General features: G+C 56.1%; 13 protein-coding genes. All 13 read right to left on the bottom strand.

The annotated features are described in order from the left end of the window. Positions 1-9 precede the first annotated feature (9 nt). The 13 genes from tilS to bamA all read right to left on the bottom strand — a co-directional run bounded on the left by tilS (position 10) and on the right by bamA (position 17,675). Positions 10-1,311, bottom strand: coding sequence for a tRNA lysidine(34) synthetase TilS (gene tilS, locus ABLV07_RS20320; RefSeq protein ID WP_077203721.1), 1,302 nt, complete (start codon positions 1,309-1,311; stop codon positions 10-12). Positions 1,312-1,379: 68 nt separating this feature from the next. Next, positions 1,380-1,769, bottom strand: coding sequence for a VOC family protein (locus tag ABLV07_RS20315; RefSeq protein ID WP_015704453.1), 390 nt, complete (start codon positions 1,767-1,769; stop codon positions 1,380-1,382). A gap of 62 nt (positions 1,770-1,831) precedes the next feature. Next, a complete protein-coding gene (locus tag ABLV07_RS20310; RefSeq protein ID WP_046883573.1) occupies positions 1,832-3,970 on the bottom strand; it encodes a lysine decarboxylase LdcC in 2,139 nt (712 codons plus the stop codon). A 100-nt stretch (positions 3,971-4,070) separates the two neighbouring features. Continuing rightward, the gene (locus tag ABLV07_RS20305; RefSeq protein WP_046883572.1) at positions 4,071-5,855 is read right to left on the bottom strand and encodes a chitinase; all 1,785 of its coding nucleotides are present in this window, start codon (positions 5,853-5,855) and stop codon (positions 4,071-4,073) included. A 191-nt stretch (positions 5,856-6,046) separates the two neighbouring features. Then, positions 6,047-7,006, bottom strand: coding sequence for an acetyl-CoA carboxylase carboxyl transferase subunit alpha (gene accA / locus ABLV07_RS20300; protein WP_015368151.1), 960 nt, complete (start codon positions 7,004-7,006; stop codon positions 6,047-6,049). 12 nt (positions 7,007-7,018) lie between these two features. Continuing rightward, on the bottom strand, positions 7,019-10,501 hold the full coding sequence (dnaE, locus tag ABLV07_RS20295) for a DNA polymerase III subunit alpha (protein ID WP_015704450.1): 3,483 nt from the start codon (positions 10,499-10,501) through the stop codon (positions 7,019-7,021). 17 nt (positions 10,502-10,518) lie between these two features. Further along, on the bottom strand, positions 10,519-11,118 hold the full coding sequence (gene rnhB / locus ABLV07_RS20290) for a ribonuclease HII (RefSeq protein ID WP_015368153.1): 600 nt from the start codon (positions 11,116-11,118) through the stop codon (positions 10,519-10,521). Further along, the gene (lpxB, locus tag ABLV07_RS20285; RefSeq protein ID WP_230250348.1) at positions 11,115-12,263 is read right to left on the bottom strand and encodes a lipid-A-disaccharide synthase; all 1,149 of its coding nucleotides are present in this window, start codon (positions 12,261-12,263) and stop codon (positions 11,115-11,117) included. The genes rnhB and lpxB overlap by 4 nt, the downstream gene beginning before the upstream one ends. Then, a complete protein-coding gene (gene lpxA / locus ABLV07_RS20280; RefSeq protein WP_015368155.1) occupies positions 12,263-13,051 on the bottom strand; it encodes an acyl-ACP--UDP-N-acetylglucosamine O-acyltransferase in 789 nt (262 codons plus the stop codon). Before lpxA ends, lpxB begins: the two co-directional genes overlap by 1 nt. 3 nt (positions 13,052-13,054) lie before the next feature. After that, a complete protein-coding gene (fabZ, locus tag ABLV07_RS20275; RefSeq protein WP_004145858.1) occupies positions 13,055-13,510 on the bottom strand; it encodes a 3-hydroxyacyl-ACP dehydratase FabZ in 456 nt (151 codons plus the stop codon). A 107-nt stretch (positions 13,511-13,617) separates the two neighbouring features. Further along, positions 13,618-14,643 (bottom strand): UDP-3-O-(3-hydroxymyristoyl)glucosamine N-acyltransferase, encoded by a 1,026-nt coding sequence (lpxD, locus tag ABLV07_RS20270; protein WP_015368156.1) that lies wholly within the window; start codon positions 14,641-14,643, stop codon positions 13,618-13,620. Between the two features lie 3 nt (positions 14,644-14,646). Beyond that, positions 14,647-15,132, bottom strand: coding sequence for a molecular chaperone Skp (gene skp, locus ABLV07_RS20265; RefSeq protein WP_015368157.1), 486 nt, complete (start codon positions 15,130-15,132; stop codon positions 14,647-14,649). Between the two features lie 122 nt (positions 15,133-15,254). Beyond that, a complete protein-coding gene (gene bamA, locus ABLV07_RS20260) occupies positions 15,255-17,675 on the bottom strand; it encodes an outer membrane protein assembly factor BamA (protein ID WP_015704448.1) in 2,421 nt (806 codons plus the stop codon). Positions 17,676-17,683: the final 8 nt, after the last annotated feature.

Here is a 17,683-nt window from a genome sequence, read left to right as displayed (position 1 = left end):
TCGGGCGGCTTAGCCGCCCGTTTTCCGCCATACCAGCTGTAACCCCTCGCCTTCCTGTACTTGCCCCTCTCTGGTGACAAACAGCCCATCGGCCGCCGCGATCAACGTTTCGCCATAAAACAATAGTGGCGTGGTATCGCGACGCCAGGGCGCGACCGCCATTTCCTGCCAGATTTTCTTAAGCTTACGCCCGCCCGGACGCCCGACGATGTGCAGATTACCGCTGGCGCGAAAACGTATCGATACCGGTTCATCCGCGCGTGGCGCGCGTAGCGGCCCACCGGGCTGCAACGCCAGTTCTCCCAGCGTTTCCGGTAGTGTCAGCGCTTTAGTCGCATCACCCCATGGTATTTCCCGTTCCGTCAGGCTTGCCAGATGCTTTACCCAAAACAGGCGCTGCTGGTAGCGCCGGACGGCAAAACCGCCTAACCGCAGACAAGGCGCGGCGTCTTCACGCGCCAGCGCCACTTCCTGCCAGATGCGCTCCGGCATTTCGCGCGACGGCATCGGCGCCTGTTGGGATGCCAGCCAGCGGCGCAGCAGCGCCGCACGACGCGGCGCGCTCATCGCGCTCAGCGGTTCTATCGCCAGCGAACCACGCTCATCAACCAGCGCGGCAAGCTCCGCCGACAGCATTTCATCAAGCAACTGTTCCTGTTCGCCACATAAGCTGGCGCTACGGGCGACGGCCTCGGGAAAATGCGGCCAGCGATCGCTCAGCAGCGGCAGTACTCGCAGGCGCAGAAAGTTACGATCGTAGGCATCGTCCTGATTACTTTCGTCTTCAATCCACCGCAGTTGATGAGTCAGCGCCCATTGATGCAGGGATTCACGGCTCTCATTGAGCAGCGGACGTAGCAATTTTCCGCCGGCGAACTCGCTACTGGCGGCCATCGCCGACAAGCCGGTCGGGCCGCTACCGCGCTTAAGCGCCAGCAGGAAGGTCTCGCATTGGTCGTCGAGATGTTGTGCCGTCAATAACGCCTCGCCTGGCAGCAGCGCCTCACGGAAAGCCTGATAGCGCGCCTGGCGAGCATGCGCTTCGATCCCCAACCCCTCATCCGCCAGCGTCACGCGCACCACCTGTAACGGTACCTGCCATTGCTGGCAAATCTGTTCGCAATGCTCAACCCAATGGTCAGCGTTGGCGCTCAGGCCGTGGTGAATGTGAATCGCGCGCAGCTGAATCGCTGGCTCGCGCTGGCGCCAGCGTACCAGCCGGTGCAGCAGGACGGTTGAGTCCAGGCCGCCGCTGAAGGCCAGCAGAAACTGACGATGTGGTCGAAGCGATGAGGCAATATCCGGCGTCATGATCGTGCTTACGCAGCTAAGAAGAGATAGCCCGGCACGTTACGCGCCAGGGCTGGTTCTGGCAAGTATTACTGTTGGTAAATCTCCAGCGGCAGGCCGTCGGGATCGTTGAAGAAGGTGAAACGCTTATCGGTAAACGGATCGATGCGGATAGCTTCACAGGCGACGCCATGCGCCTGCAAATGCGCAACCGCGGCATCAATATCGTCGACGCTAAACGCCAGGTGGCGCAGACCACAGGCTTCCGGACGGCTTGGGCGCGCAGGAGGGAACGGGAACGAAAACAGCTCGATAACGTACTCGCCGTTCAGCGCCAGGTCGCCCTTCCACGAATCACGCTCGGCGCGGTAGAACTCGCTCTGCAGCGTAAACCCGAGGATGTCGCAATAGAACGCTTTGCTCTTCGCGTAGTCTGTCGCGATGATGGCAATATGGTGAACTCGTTTTAAACCCAGCATGGTTGTTCTCCTCCTGTTGAAGCCCAACACGTTACTCGCGCCGCCCGCCGCCGCGCAAGCCCCTAATTATTTTTTAAGACTCGTACACGGTAGACGCCGTCTTCATCGCGTTTGGCCCCGTGGATGTCGGTTTCAAAACCTGGATAGTGGCGACCGATCGAGCAGAGCATCAACAGGAAATCGAGCACCGCGCGGCTCTCTTCGGTGATCATCTCCCCCGGCATCAGCAGCGGCACGCCAGGCGGATACGGCAGGATCATGTTAGCCGAAATACGCCCCACCAGATTCTCCAGTTCGATGGTTTCGACTTCGCCCTTAATCTGCCGCTGCCAGGCCTGATGCGGGGTCATTTTCATCTCCGGCAGCACGTCAAAGGCCCGCAGCATCAGCTGTGAGAGCTGATGCTGACGGATCAGACGGTGGATCCCCTGCGCCAGATCCTGGATGCGCATATTGCGGTAGAAGTCCGGATCCTCGGCATAGAGATCCGGCAACATATTTTTCACCCGCAGGTTGAGATCGTAGGCGCGTTTAAACTCGGTCAGACCGCGCAGCAGGCCCATCGCCCGGGTTTTATCGATACCGATACTGAACAAGAACAGCAGATTGTAAGGCCCGGTTTTCTCCACCACCACGCCGCGCTCGTCGAGGAATTTCGCCACCAGCGCGGCCGGGATCCCCTCTTCCGCCATATTGCCCTGCTCGTCCATACCCGGCGTGAGAATGGTGACTTTTACTGGATCGAGGAACATATGGTCGTCATCGGCATCCTGGAATCCGTGCCACGCTTCTCCTGGGGAAACCGGCCAGCACTGCGCTTCTTCAACCTCTTCTGGTTGCCAGATGTCAAAGAACCAGCCGTCGGCCTCTTCACGCAAGCGCTGCACCTCCTTACGGAAATGTAGCGCGCGTTCGATGGAGCGCTGAATCAGGCGTTTTCCGGAGTTACCGCGCAGCATCGCCGCCGCGGTTTCTATCGAGGCGACGATCGGATAGCTCGGTGAGGTAGAGGTATGCATCATAAAGGCTTCATTGAAGGTATCTTCATCGTAGCTGCCTTTAATATGGATCAACGAAGCCTGCGACAACGCCGCCAGCATTTTATGCGTCGACTGGGTTTCGAAGATCACTTTCCCCGGTACGCGATCGCCGCTCATGCCGCTTTTCCCCTGATAAATCGGGTGGAAGTGGGTATAAGGCACCCAGGCGGAATCGAAGTGGATCGACGGCACGTCAAGGGTCTGTTTAATCCAGGTGGTGTTATACAACAGCCCGTCATAGGTGGAGTTGGTGATCACCGCATGCACCGGCCACTGCGCGCCACAAGTTGTCTCTACTTTGTGCTGGACGCTATCGCGGGTAAATTCCCGTTTCGGAATGCCGCCGAGGATCCCCAGCGCGTTACGCGTCGGTTTTAACCACAGCGGCACGATATCGCTCATCATCAGCAGATGCGCCAGCGATTTATGGCAGTTACGGTCGATCAGCAACGTACTGCCAGCGGGCGCCGAATACATGCCGACAATTTTATTCGACGTCGAGGTGCCGTTGGTCACCATGTAGCTCTGCTCGGCGCCAAAGGCGCGAGCGATATACTCTTCCGCTTCCAGATGCGGGCCGGTATGGTCCAGCAGCGACCCCAGTTCGGTAACAGAGATAGAAACATCGGCTTTCAGCGTATTACCGCCGAAGAAATCATAAAACAGGCAGCCGACCGGGCTTTTCTGATAGGCGGTTCCCGCCATGTGTCCGGGTGTACAAAAGGTATATTTTCCCTCCTGCACATAGTTAAATAACGCTTTGGTAAATGGCGGCGTGATGTTGTCCAGATACTCGTTGGTATACTGACGAATACGAGTAGCGATATCTTCCGCCAGCCCCAGCGCATATTCAAAGAACCATAGCGCCATGCGCAGGTCCTGGCTGCTGACGTCCATCGTCGAGTGCGTATTGATAAAAGCATACAGTGGGAGATATTCATTCAGGCGATTGATATCGCTGCATAAATCAACGCTGTACTCGTCCCAGTCGAAGATCACGCCGCAGATACGCGGGTTGTGCTCGATAAACTGCAGCAGGTCGGCGCTGTTTTGCGGCCAGATAGTCTGGAATCCTTGCTTCTGCAGAGCGGCTTCCAGCTCTTTGATCGGTTCGTCTTTATGGTAGACGCCGTGGGGCCCCATGATGGCGATGATATTCACGCTTTCCTCCTGGATTTACCTAAGGTAAGCATAATATCAATCGCGCCAGTGCTTAGCACTGGCGGATTTATCTTAGTCCTGAGTCATAGCAAAGCGATGATTACAGCGCTTTCCAGGCATCACCCCAGGCCAGACCTGCGCCCGGTTCGTAGTAGGTTGGCGCCACGTTGCACCATGCCCCTTCCGGCAGCGGTTTACACTGGAAAAGCGCGCCGTGGTTATTGACGATGTCACCTGGTTTCCAGCTCTGGCTGGCGCTCCATGCCGGATAGCTGATAGCGCCGCTATCGCCTGCCGGCTCCTCCTTCGCGTCATCCGCCGCCGCCTTCGCCTTCACATTCAGAGTATAGGTGGCCGTGCTGGATAAGCTGCCATCGCTAACGGTCAGGCTAACGACATACTGGGCATCTTTGTCGCTCTGCGGAGCGCTAAAATTGATCACCGCCTTATCCGCGCCACTTAACGTCTGGCCATCCTGCGACATCCAGCTATAGCTCAGCTTATCACCGTTGGCATCGGTAGAGGCTTCCGCGCTCAGCGACACCAGGCTACCGGCTTCGACTGCGCCGACCGGGCCGGCAATACGCGCCACCGGCGCGACGTTTACCTGTGGAGCAGGCGTAACGTCATCCGTCTTATCAGACGCGCCATCGCTACCCGCATCATCAACCACGGTTACGTTGAAGTAGTGCTGCACGCATTTGCTGTAATCCCCCTCTTTAAACGCGCTGTACGGCGTCTGATAGCTCACCAGCTGGCAGGCATTGGTTTTACCGTCCGCGGTGTTCGGATCCCATCCCCAATCCTGTTCCCAGTAGATTGGCAGCGCGCCGGCTCCGCCTTCATCAAACTGCTTCATGTTCTTACAGCCCAGCACTTCATCATCGGCAATAGGTACTTTGAGGTAGTTGGCGAACTCTTTGTAATAGGCAATACGGTTAAGCGATTGGGCGTTTTCCGTTGCGCCGCCGCACTCGACGCCGCCGTTGATGATCTGGATGCTCACGCCAAACCCTGGCACCAGGCCATTGCTCTTATCGCGATCGTTGGGCTGCCAGGTACCGTCGATAACGTGCAGCATGGAAGGTTTCGGCGGCTGCGGATAGACAAAGAAGAACACGGCGCTGGCGAGGTTCATCCATGAATCGGCCACCAACTGTGGTTTATCCAACAGCGGGCGAACGTCGCCATACATCGCCTCTGAGAACGGGCCGTAGTTGTAGTTATAAGAGAGCTGTTTAGCGCCGCGGCCAAAATAGCTGAGGAAATCGCCATCAGCATCTTTACCGCAAGGCCAGGTCTGCCCCTGCCAGACATCCGGGTTACATTCGCCGTTATAACCGCCCTTTTGACCTTCGGTCCAGCCGACTTCGCGCAGATAGACCAGCGCCTGGCGCCATTCCGGAATATCGCGCCAGCTTTCGTGGCCGCCGGTTTCCTGAGCAAAGTGGGCAAACATCGTCGCCAGCGATTTACGGCAGATAGCATCGCTATCGCGACCATCGGTATAGGTACCGCATACCGCCGGGAATTTACCGATCGCCTTCAGGAAATTGCTGTAGGTATATTCCGGCGCGCGCATCGGGAACAGATAATCCCAATCCTGCTCGCTAAGCATGCCTTCAACGCGCTTAACGTTCTCCGGATTCGCCGCCCTACCGGGTTCAATCTGCTCGACCACGGCATTATCGAGGGTGCGAATAGAGGATTTAACTGCTTCCATCAGCGGAAAGTCGGTTAGCGCTTTTTCTTTTGCCGCCAGTTCGCTGGCGGTCATGGTGGTTGTTTCAGTGGCGCTGAGCAGCGGCGCCGCCTGTGCGGCCCCCAGACTTAACATGATCCCTGCGGCCACGGCGCTTAAGGCGACGGTTTTATGAATTGCCATAATATTATTCTCCTTTTCCTTATGAACGATCTGCCCAGGCGTTGTCCCCGGCAGTGAGCGCAGTGTCACGGGAAAAAGACATCATCGGCTAATCACATCACCTCATTGACGTATCATCTTACCTCAGTGAAAAAATGATAAAAAAAGGGCCGGAAATCCGGCCCCTTAGAGAATTGTGATGCGCTGATAAATCAGGCGTAGCCGTAGCTCATCAGACGCTGATAGCGGCGATTACGCAGCTCTTCTTCGCTGAGAGTATCCAGGTCAGCCAGGTCGGCCAACAGCTGTGCCTTCAGGCTCGCCGCCATCGCTTCAGGGTTACGATGAGCGCCGCCCAGCGGTTCTGGAACGATGGAATCAATCAGCTTCAGCTCTTTGAGGCGTGGCGCGATGATACCCATAGCTTCCGCGGCCAGCGGCGCTTTATCCGCGCTTTTCCACAGAATGGACGCACAGCCTTCCGGCGAGATAACTGAATAGGTGCTGTACTGCAGCATGTTGACTTTATCACCTACGCCGATCGCCAGCGCGCCGCCGGAGCCGCCTTCGCCAATCACGGTGCAGATAACCGGCACGCTCAGACGCGACATTTCACGCAGGTTGCGGGCAATCGCTTCCGACTGGCCGCGCTCTTCCGCGCCAACGCCCGGATAGGCGCCAGGGGTGTCGATGAAGGTAATGATCGGCATTTTGAAACGCTCAGCCATTTCCATCAGGCGCAGCGCTTTGCGGTAGCCTTCCGGCGCCGGCATACCAAAGTTACGACGGATCTTCTCTTTGGTTTCACGGCCTTTCTGATGACCGATGATCATCACCGGGCGACCATCAAGACGCGCAATACCGCCGACGATAGCTTTATCGTCAGCATAGGCGCGATCGCCTGCCAGCTCGTCAAATTCGTCGAAAGCCAGGCGGACATAATCCAGGGTATAGGGACGACGTGGATGACGCGCCAGCTGGGCTACCTGCCATGCGCCAAGATCGGCGAAGATTTTGCGCGTCAGCTCTACGCTTTTTTCGCGCAGACGATGCACTTCTTCATCGATGTTAATATCCAGTTTCTCATCCTGACGGCTTACAGCAGTCAGGGAATCGATTTTCGCTTCCAGCTCTGCGATAGGCTGTTCAAAATCTAGGAAATTCAGACTCATAGTATTCCTGTATTAGTCAAACTCCAGTTCCACCTGCTCCGAGCCGATAAGGCCACGCAGATCGTTGAGTAAACGATCGCTCGGAGAGACGCGCCATGTTGCGCCAAAACGCAACCGCGCGCGCGCATCCGCCCTCTGATAATAGAGGTGTACTGGAATGGTTCCCGAACGGTGGGGTTCCAGAGACTGACGGAGTCGGTTTAAAAGCTGGTCATCAATTTGCCTGTCCGTCAGCGAGATAGCAAGCCCGCGAGCATATTTTTCCCGGGCTTCGTCAATATCCATGACTTCACGGGCGGTCATTTTAAGGCCCCCGCTGAAGTCATCAAAGCTGACCTGTCCGCTGACGATAAGTATGCGGTCTTTTTCCAGCAACTGCTGGTATTTATCCAGCGCGTCGGTGAATAACATCACCTCCAGACGCCCGGAACGGTCATCCAGCGTACAGATGCCGATACGATTGCCGCGCTTGGTGACCATTACCCGCGCAGCAATAACCAGCCCCGCCGCCGTGGTCACTTTACCACGATCGGTTGGGTGCATGTCTTTGAGTCTCACGCCGCCAACGTAGCGTTCGATCTCTTTTAGATATTGGTTAATCGGGTGGCCGGTCAGATATAGCCCCAGCGTTTCCCTTTCACCATCCAGCACCACCTGCTCTGGCCACGGCTGGCAGCTGGCGTAGGATTGCTCGATTTGTTCCGGCTCTTCCGCCAGCACGCCGAACATATCCGCCTGACCGATGGCTTCGGCTTTGGCGTGCTGATCGGCGGCTTTCAGCGCATCGTTCAGCGAGTTCATCAGCGCCGCACGATGCGGGCCGAGGCGGTCGAACGCCCCGGACATAATCAGTTTTTCCAACACCCGGCGATTGAGTTTTTTAATATCGGTACGGGCGCACAGGTCAAACAGCTCGCGGAAGTAACCGCCATTGTTACGCGCTTCAATGATGGCTTCAATCGGGCCTTCGCCGACGCCTTTAATGGCGCCGATACCATACACGATTTCCCCATCATCGTTGACGTGGAAATGATACAGGCCGGAGTTAATGTCCGGCGGCAGGATTTTCAGCCCCATGCGCCAGCACTCATCGACCAGGCCCACCACCTTCTCGGTGTTATCCATATCGGCAGTCATCACCGCCGCCATAAACTCGGCCGGATAGTGGGCTTTCAGCCACAGCGTCTGGTAGGAGACCAGCGCATAGGCGGCGGAGTGGGATTTGTTAAATCCATAACCGGCGAATTTCTCCACCAGGTCAAAGATTTTCATCGCCAGTTCGCCGTCAACGCCATTTTTCTTCGCACCTTCTTCGAAGACAGAACGCTGCTTGGCCATCTCTTCCGGCTTTTTCTTACCCATCGCACGACGCAGCATATCCGCGCCGCCGAGGGTATAACCAGAGAGCTCCTGGGCTATCTGCATGACCTGTTCCTGGTACAGAATGATGCCGTAAGTCGGCTCCAGTACAGGTTTCAGACATTCATGCTGCCACTGCACGTCCGGGTAGGAAATCTCTTCACGGCCATGCTTACGGTCGATAAAGTTATCTACCATCCCCGACTGCAGCGGGCCCGGACGGAACAGGGCCACCAGTGCGATCATGTCTTCGAAGCAGTCAGGCTGCAGGCGCTTAATCAGATCTTTCATGCCGCGCGATTCAAGCTGGAATACCGCGGTGGTTTCCGAGCGCTGCAGCATGTCGAAGCTTTTCTTGTCATCCAGCGGTATCGCGGCGATATCCAGCGGCCCTTCGCCGTTCTTCGCCCGGCGCTTGTTGATCATCTCCAGCGCCCAGTTGATGATGGTCAGCGTACGCAGGCCGAGGAAGTCGAATTTTACCAGCCCGGCATATTCAACGTCGTTCTTATCAAACTGGGTAACCGGGTGCAGCCCCTGCTCATCGCAGTACAGCGGCGCGAAATCGGTGATTTTGGTCGGCGCGATAACCACGCCGCCCGCGTGCTTACCGGCGTTACGCGTTACGCCTTCAAGCTTACGCGCCATATCGATCAGCGCTTTAACTTCTTCGTCCGCTTCGTAGATTTCCGGCAGCTGTGGTTCCGCTTCAAAGGCTTTCGCCAGCGTCATGCCAGGATCCGGCGGCACCAGCTTAGAGATTCGGTCAACAAAGCCGTAAGGGTGGCCCAGCACGCGGCCCACGTCGCGAATAACCGCCTTCGCCGCCATGGTACCGAAGGTGATGATCTGCGATACCGCGTCGCGGCCATACATATCCGCCACGTGCTCAATCACCTGGTCGCGTTTCTCCATGCAGAAATCGACGTCGAAGTCGGGCATCGAAACACGTTCCGGGTTGAGGAAACGTTCGAACAGCAGGTCGAACTCCAGCGGGTCAAGGTCGGTGATTTTCAACGCGTAGGCCACCAGCGAGCCGGCGCCGGAACCTCGCCCCGGCCCTACCGGCACGCCGTTATCCTTGGACCACTGGATAAATTCCATGACGATCAGGAAGTAGCCAGGGAACCCCATCTGGTTGATAACCTGCAGTTCCACATCCAGACGTTGGTCATATTCCGGGCGACGCTTAGCGCGCTCTTCGGGATCCGGGAACAGGAATTCGAGACGCTCTTCCAGCCCCTCTTTCGACTTCATCACCAGAAAATCTTCGGTAGTCATGTCGCCGGTCGGGAACTGCGGCAGGAAGTATTCGCCAAGGCGCACGGTGACGTTGCAGCGTTTGGCGATCTCAACGGTGTTTTCCAGCGCTTCCGGGATGTCAGCAAATAGCTCGCACATCTCCTCCTCGCTGCGCATATATTGCTGCGGCGAGTAGTTGCGCGGACGCTTCGGATCGTCGAGGGTGAAGCCATCGTGAATGGCGACGCGGATTTCATGAGCGTCGAAGTCGCCGGTTTCCAGGAAGCGCACATCGTTGGTCGCCACTACCGGCAAACCATGCTCTTCCGCCAGTTGAACCGCGGCGTGAAGATAGCTTTCTTCGTCCTGACGACCGGTACGGATCAGCTCCAGATAGTAGCGATCCGGAAAATGTTGTTGATAGAAGGCGAGACACTGCTCTACCAGCGGCATGTTTCCGCGGATCAGGCTGACGCCAACGTCGCCTTTACGCCCGCCGGACAGCAGAATCAGCCCTTCCTGATGTTCAACCAGCCAGTCGCGATCGATCCATGGCCCCAGCGCGCCATAGCCGCGCTGATAGGCACGAGAAATGAGCAGAGTCAGGTTCTGATAGCCGGTATTGTTGGCCGCTAAAACCGTCAGCTCGGTGAATTCATCGCCAAGCAGATCGCACTGAACATGGAAGTCAGCGCCGACAATTGGTTTAATCCCGGCGCCATGGCCCGTTCCGTAGAACTTAACCAGACCGCAGAGGTTGGTGAAATCGGTGATCGCCAGCGCAGGCATGCCCAAAGCGGCCGCCTTTTTCACCAGCGGCCCGGTTTTCGCCAGCCCATCGATCATGGAATAGTCGCTGTGCACCCGCAGGTGTACGAAACGTGGTTCAGACATCTTTAGATCCCAGTGACTTAGTTGGACGCCAGGCCCAGCGCGCGTTTCACCGGGCCGAAACTACGCCGGTGGTGCTCTGTTGCGCCGTGTTCCTGCAGTTTTTGCAGATGTACAACGGTAGGATAGCCTTTGTGCTGGGCAAAACCGTATTGCGGAAATGCAATATCCAGCGTAGCCATTTCGGCGTCGCGAGTGACTTTAGCCAGAATAGACGCTGCGCTGATTTCCGCCACCCGGCTATCGCCTTTCACTACCGCCTGCGACGGCATCGGTAGCGATGGGCAGCGGTTGCCGTCGATAAGCACGAACTCAGGGGTAATACTCAGGCCAGCGACGGCGCGCTGCATCGCCAGCATCGTGGCATGCAGGATGTTTAGCTCGTCGATTTCATGCGGCTCGGCGCGCCCCAGGCTCCAGCACAGCGCTTTGTCTTTGATTTCATCAAACAGCGCCAGGCGGCGCTTTTCGCTTAATTTTTTAGAGTCGTTGAGGCCTACGATCGGCTTACGCGGATCAAGGATTACCGCGGCAGTGACCACCGCGCCGACCAGCGGCCCGCGGCCGACCTCATCGACACCGGCGACCAGATGGGTATGTGGATAAACGAACTCCATCATTTTGCTAACTCCAGTACTGCGTCCGCCGCCTGCTCGTCCGCGTTGCAGCGGATCTGCTGATGCAGCGCGCGGAAAGTATCATGCATATCGTGGCTGGTTTTGCCGTCGGCCAGCAGCGGCTTCAGAGCGGCGGCCAGCGCCTGCGGCTCGCATTCATCCTGCAGCAGCTCTTTCACCAACTCGCGCCCGGCTAGCAGATTTGGTAAGGAGACATAATCGGTTTTCACCAACCGCTTCGCCAGCCAGAAGGTAAACGGCTTCATGCGGTAGCCAACGACCATCGGGCATTTCGCCAGCATGCACTCCAGCGCCGCCGTCCCCGAGGCCAGCAGCGCGGCATCACTGGCGATCATCGCATCGCGCGCCTGACCATCCAGCATATGTACCGTCATATCCGGCGCCGTCTCAGCTTTGATTCGCTCAAACTGTTCCCGCCGTTTGGCATTGACCAGCGGCACCACAACCTGCAGGTCGGGATAGGTACCACGCAGAAGCTGCGCGGTTTTCAGGAAGTCGGCGCTGAGCATTTCGACCTCCGCGCCGCGGCTACCGGGCAGCAACGCCAGGCAGTGAACATCATGCGGAATACCCAGACGGTCACGTGCCGCGCCCTTGTCAGGATCCAGCGGCATGGCATCCGCCATGGTGTGGCCGATGAAACGGCAGGGAACGTTAAATCTGTCGTAAAACGCTTTTTCGAAAGGCAGGAATGCCAGGACCAGATCGGTGGATCTGCCAATTTTGAAAACGCGTTTTTGTCGCCATGCCCAAACGGACGGGCTGACGTAATGAATGGTTTTGATGCCCTGCTTTTTCAGGTTACCTTCGAGGGTAATATTGAAATCAGGGGCGTCGATGCCAACGAAGACATCGGGACGCAGTTCACCGAAGCGGCGCGTTAAATCGGCGCGAATATGCAGTAAGCGGCGCAGTCGACCAAGCACTTCAACAATGCCCATCACGGCCAGCTCTTCCATTTCGTACCAGGCTTCGCATCCTTCCGCCTGCATCAGCGGCCCCGCCACGCCGACAAAGCGCGCATCAGGGACGCGAGCTTTGAGGGCGCGGATGAGACCGGCGCCAAGAATATCGCCGGAGGTTTCTCCGGCGACCAGGGCAATCGTCAGGGGACGCTGTTCGACCATTAACGAATCAAGCCGCGAGTTGAACGGGCAAAGAAATCGACAAATGGCTGAACTTCAGGATGCTGAGCCGCCAGTTCGGCGATTTCCGGCTTGGCTTCGTCCAGCGTTTTGCCGCTGCGGTACAGCAGTTTATAGGCGTTACGAATCGCGGTAATCGCTTCACGGCTAAAGCCGCGGCGTTTCAGACCTTCGATGTTGACGCCAAACGGCGTGGCGTGGTTGCCCTGGGCAATCACGAACGGCGGAACGTCCTGAGCGACGCCGGAGCAGCCGCCTACCATAACGTGCGCGCCGATGATGCAGAACTGATGTACTGCAGTCATGCCGCCGATGATGACGAAATCATCCAGAGACACGTGACCGGCCAGCGTCGCGTTGTTGGCCAGGATGCAGCGGTCGCCAAGCGTACAATCGTGCGCCACGTGGGCGTTGATCATCAGCAGGTTATCGCTGCCCACCTTCGTTAATCCACCGCCCTGTACTGTGCCGCGATGAATGGTGACGCTTTCGCGAATGCGGTTGCGATCGCCAATTTCCACTCGAGTCGGCTCGCCAGCATATTTCAGATCCTGGTTAACTTCACCGATCGAAGCGAACTGGTAGATCTCATTGTCGCGGCCAATTTTAGTGTGGCCATTCACAACGACATGAGACTTCAGTACGGTGCCCTCGCCAATTTCGACGTTGGCGCCCACAATACAAAACGGACCAATGTGGACATTAGCGCCAATGACGGCGCCTTCTTCTACAATGGCGGTAGGATGAATAAAGGCGGTTTTATCAATCACGTATCAGGCCTCCCGGCTACGCGCACACATCATCGTCGCTTCGCAAACCACTTTACCGTCAACCAGCGCAACGCCTTTGAAACGGGTCAGTCCGCGGCGGGTTTTCTCGAAAGTGACTTCCATAATCATCTGGTCGCCTGGCACTACCGGACGTTTGAAACGCGCTTCATCGATACCCGCGAAGTAGTACAGTTCGCCCGGCTCAAGTTTTCCAACGCTTTTGAAAGCCAGAATGCCGGTGGCCTGCGCCATCGCTTCCAGAATCAGCACGCCAGGTAAAATCGGCTTACCAGGGAAATGCCCCTGGAAAAACGGCTCGTTTACGGAAACATTTTTTACTGCGCGCAGAAAACGACCTTCTTCAAAATCCAGCACGCGGTCTACCAGCAGGAACGGGTAACGGTGAGGCAGAAGTTCCAGAATCTCTTCAATGTGCAGAGTATGAGTGTCAGTAGTCAAAATACTCTTCCTGTCTAAATATACTAAAAGGCAATAATAACACGGCCTGCGGCAATCTTATTAACGAATGCAACAGGCCGGGAATGTAACGTGACCGAATGATGAATTTAGTCTTGTTGATTAACCTTGCGCTCAACCGCTTTCAGGCGCTTGCTCATCTCGTCAATATTCATCACCAGCGCCGCAGTTTTACGCCACGCCTTGTTCGGCTGCAGCGGAATACCTGAGGAATAGACGCCAGGTTCAGAGATAGGACGCATAACCATCCCCATCCCGGTTACGGTGACTTTATCGCAGATTTCCATATGGCCGTTAATCACGCTGGCGCCGCCAATCATGCAGTAACGCCCAATTTTCAGGCTGCCGGCCATAATCACGCCGCCAGCGACGGCGGTATTGTCGCCAATCACCACGTTGTGCGCAATCTGGCACTGGTTATCAATGATAACGCCATTGCCGATCACGGTATCGTCCAGCGCGCCGCGATCGATGGTGGTACAGGCGCCGATCTCCACACGATCGCCAATAATAACGCGACCAAGCTGCGGGATCTTCACCCAGTTACCGCGATCGTTAGCGTAACCGAAACCGTCCGCGCCGATCACCGTACTGGACTGGATCAGGCAATTTTCACCGATCTCAATCTCGTGGTAAATGGTAACGTTGGCCCATAAACGCGAGCCGGCGCCGATTTTGCTATTTTTGCCAACGAAACAGCCAGCGCCGATAACCACGTTATCGCCCAGCACCACGCCGGATTCGATAACGGCATTCGCGCCGACGGAGACGTTGTTACCCAGCTTCGCCGTTGGGTCGATCGCCGCGCTTGCGGCGATGTCTTGCGCCGGCTGCGGCGTGGTATCTAAAATTTGAGCCATGCGCGCGTAGGTCAGGTAGGGATTACGCACTACCAGCGCGGCGCTATGGGCAAACGGTAAATCGTCCGGCGTCATGACAACGGCGGAGGCCTGGCAAGCGGCCAGGTGTTCACGGTATTTAGGATTTACCATGAAAGTAATTTGGCCTGCTTTAGCGCTCTGCATGGACGCAACGCCGGTGATGACGATATCGCCATCACCGTGTAATTCTGCATCCAACTGCTGTGCTAAGTCAGCCAGTCGAATTGAAGGCATTACTTATTTAACCTGTTTCAGTACATCAGCGGTGATGTCTTTAACATCGCTGCTGTTGTATGCCACGGCATTAGAGTCAACAACCAGATCGATGCTCTGATCTTTCGCTACGCTCTGAACGGCAGTCTGGATACGGGTAACCAGTTTGCCACGTTCTTCATTGGAACGACGTGCGCGATCCTGCTCAAAAGCCTGTGCTTTCTGAGAGAAGGTCTGACGCTGAGACATCACGTCTTTTTCCAGTTTGGTACGATCTGCGCCCGGTTTCATGGACTGCAGACGCTGCATTTTAGACTGCAGATCGCCTTCCATACGCTGCAGTTCGCTAGCGCGGCCTTTGAACTCGTTCTCCAGCGTTTTGGAAACGCCAGTTTTCTGAGCAACCTGCTGGAACAGGTTATTCATGTTAACCAGAGCAATTTTATCTGCCGCCTGAGCGGAAGTTACCATTGCTAAACCCAGACCTGCAGCTAATAACCACTTTTTCACAATTGACTCCTTACCATCCCATGAGTACCCAGGGGTACCGTTATTTGCGTGGCCAGGCGATAGCATCCGCCATCGCCTACAGTCAGCGCTATACTGCACTTACATTCCGTTGTCGCCGACAATTACCAGGTTTTACCAATGTTAAACTGGAACTGCTCGGCTTTGTCTCCATCGTACTTTTTAAACGGTTGGGCGTAGGAGAAGACCAACGGCCCCAACGGCGACATCCACTGTACCGCGATACCCGCAGACATACGAATGTTGCTTGGATCGCTGTAATCAGGGTAGCCACCGTACTTCGTGGAATCCCAGTTAGTATCCCAGACGGTCCCCATATCCATAAACACGGAAGTACGCACCGAGTTAGCGTATTTATCGCTAATAAACGGCGTTGGGGTAATCAGCTCAAGGCTGGCGACCGCCATGGCGTTACCGCCCACCGCATCGTCCGATTTACAAGGCGCGCTTTCAGTGCTCGCACATTCCGTATCATAGTCATCACGACTGGTAGTTGAAGGGAGATAAACCGCTTTCGGACCAATCGTATTCGACTGGAAGCCGCGAACGGTACTTGAACCACCGGCATAGAAGTTCTCATAGAACGGCATCTCTTTGCCGCCGAGTCCATCACCGTAACCGAAGCGCGTACGACCAAGCACGACCCACTGATGATCGTCATCGATCGGTACATAGGTCGCAGTATCCAGCGTCACTTTGTAGTATTCGTTATCAGAGCCCGGAATAGTGACTTTACCGTTCAGGTTGACACGCGAACCTTCAGTCGGGAAGTAGCCGCGGTCGAGGCGGTTGTACGTCCAACCATAGTTGAAGGTGAAGTCGTCGGCGCTAAACGAGTTATTGTCGTTGGTGGTATCCGGGTACTGCCCCATCGAATTCAGGTAACGCCACATCGCCACCTGCGGCTGCATATTGGACAGGGAGTTATGAACGTAACCTAAACCTGCGCGCAGCGAGTTGTATTCGTTGATCGGGAAGCCGAGAGTAACGTCTGTACCATAGCTTTTGTTGGTATAGTCAGACAGATCCGCGTCGTTCGCATCGAAGTCGTTATAGAAGATGCGGCCGCCGAGGCTCACGCCATCTACGGTGAAATACGGGTTGGTGACCGACAGTTCAGCATAGGTCTGGTAGTCGTTCTTGGTCCCGTTAATGCCAACAGAGTAGCCGGTGCCTAACCAGTTATCCTGCTGAACGCCTGCCTGGAAGCTGACGCCGCTTTCGGTACCGTAACCGATACCGAAGTTCAGGCTACCGGTGTTACGCTCTTTCACCTTGTAAACAACATCGACCTGATCCGGACTACCCGGCACGCGCTGGGTATCGGTATCGACGGTTTCGAAATAACCTAAACGGTTAAGACGGTCTTTACCCTGATCGACCAGATCGCTGCCCAGCCACGCCCCTTCCATCTGGCGCATTTCGCGGCGCAGGACGGAATCTTTGGAGGTGTCGTTACCTTCGAAGCGAATTTTACGCACGTAGTAACGGTTACCGGCATCAACGTTGATATGCAGCTTCACGGTTTTATCCGTGTCGTTGATTTCCGGCTGCGACTGGACGCGCGGATAGGCGTAGCCATAGCGACCGAGGAGTTTCTTAATGTCATTCTCCATTTTGGTCACTTTGGTGCCGTTATACAGCTCGCCCGGCTCAATTTTGGTCAGCGATTCGATTTCCGCGGAATGGCCCGCCAGATCGCCCGTAATCTGCACGCCGGAGAGCTTGTACTGCTCGCCTTCGGTGATGTTTACGGTGATATAGATGCCTTTCTTGTCCGGCGTCAGGCTAACCTGCGTCGAATCGATGTTGAAACGCGCGTAGCCGCGATCCAGATAGTAACTGCGCAGGGTTTCAAGGTCGCCCGCCAGTTTCTGTTTCTGGTATTTACGATCGCCGACAACGTTCCACCACGGCACTTCATCGCGCAGTTGGAAGTGAGAAATCAGTTCGTCAGTGGTGAAAGCGTGGTTACCGACAATGTTAATCTGCTGGATTTTCGCCGAGACGCCTTCCTGGAAAACCAGTTTCAGGTCGACGCGGTTACGCGGCAGCGGCGTCACGACAGCTTTAACGCTGGCGCTATATTTACCGACGCTGTAGTAGAAATCTTCCAGCCCTTTTTCGATATCGGCAAGCTTAGTGCGATCGAGAGATTCCCCAACGCGAACGCCGGATGCCTCAAGGTTTTGCTTGAGCATGTCATCCTTCACCGACTTGTTGCCGGAGAAGGTAATGCTCGCAATTGTTGGGCGCTCTTTCACCTGCACCAGCAGGGTATCACCATCGCGCAGGACGCGGACGTCCTCAAAGTTGCCAGTGGCAAACAGAGCGCGAATGGTGTTACTGATATCATCATCGGTCACCGTATCGCCAGGACGCACTGGCATGCTGAGGAGGGCCGCACCAACAGCGACACGCTGCAAGCCTTCGAAATGAATGTCCTTCACCACGAACCCTTCAGCACCGTATACAGTCGCGCTGCTAAACAGCAGCGACGCTATGAGCAACTTTTTCATCGCCATCGTTATTA

The sequence above is a fragment of the Klebsiella sp. CN_Kp097 genome, from assembly GCF_040064495.1.
Classification (GTDB): domain Bacteria; phylum Pseudomonadota; class Gammaproteobacteria; order Enterobacterales; family Enterobacteriaceae; genus Klebsiella; species Klebsiella aerogenes.
The sequence above is the reverse complement of the archived record's forward strand: the minus strand, read 5'-3'. Positions and strand labels throughout refer to the sequence as shown.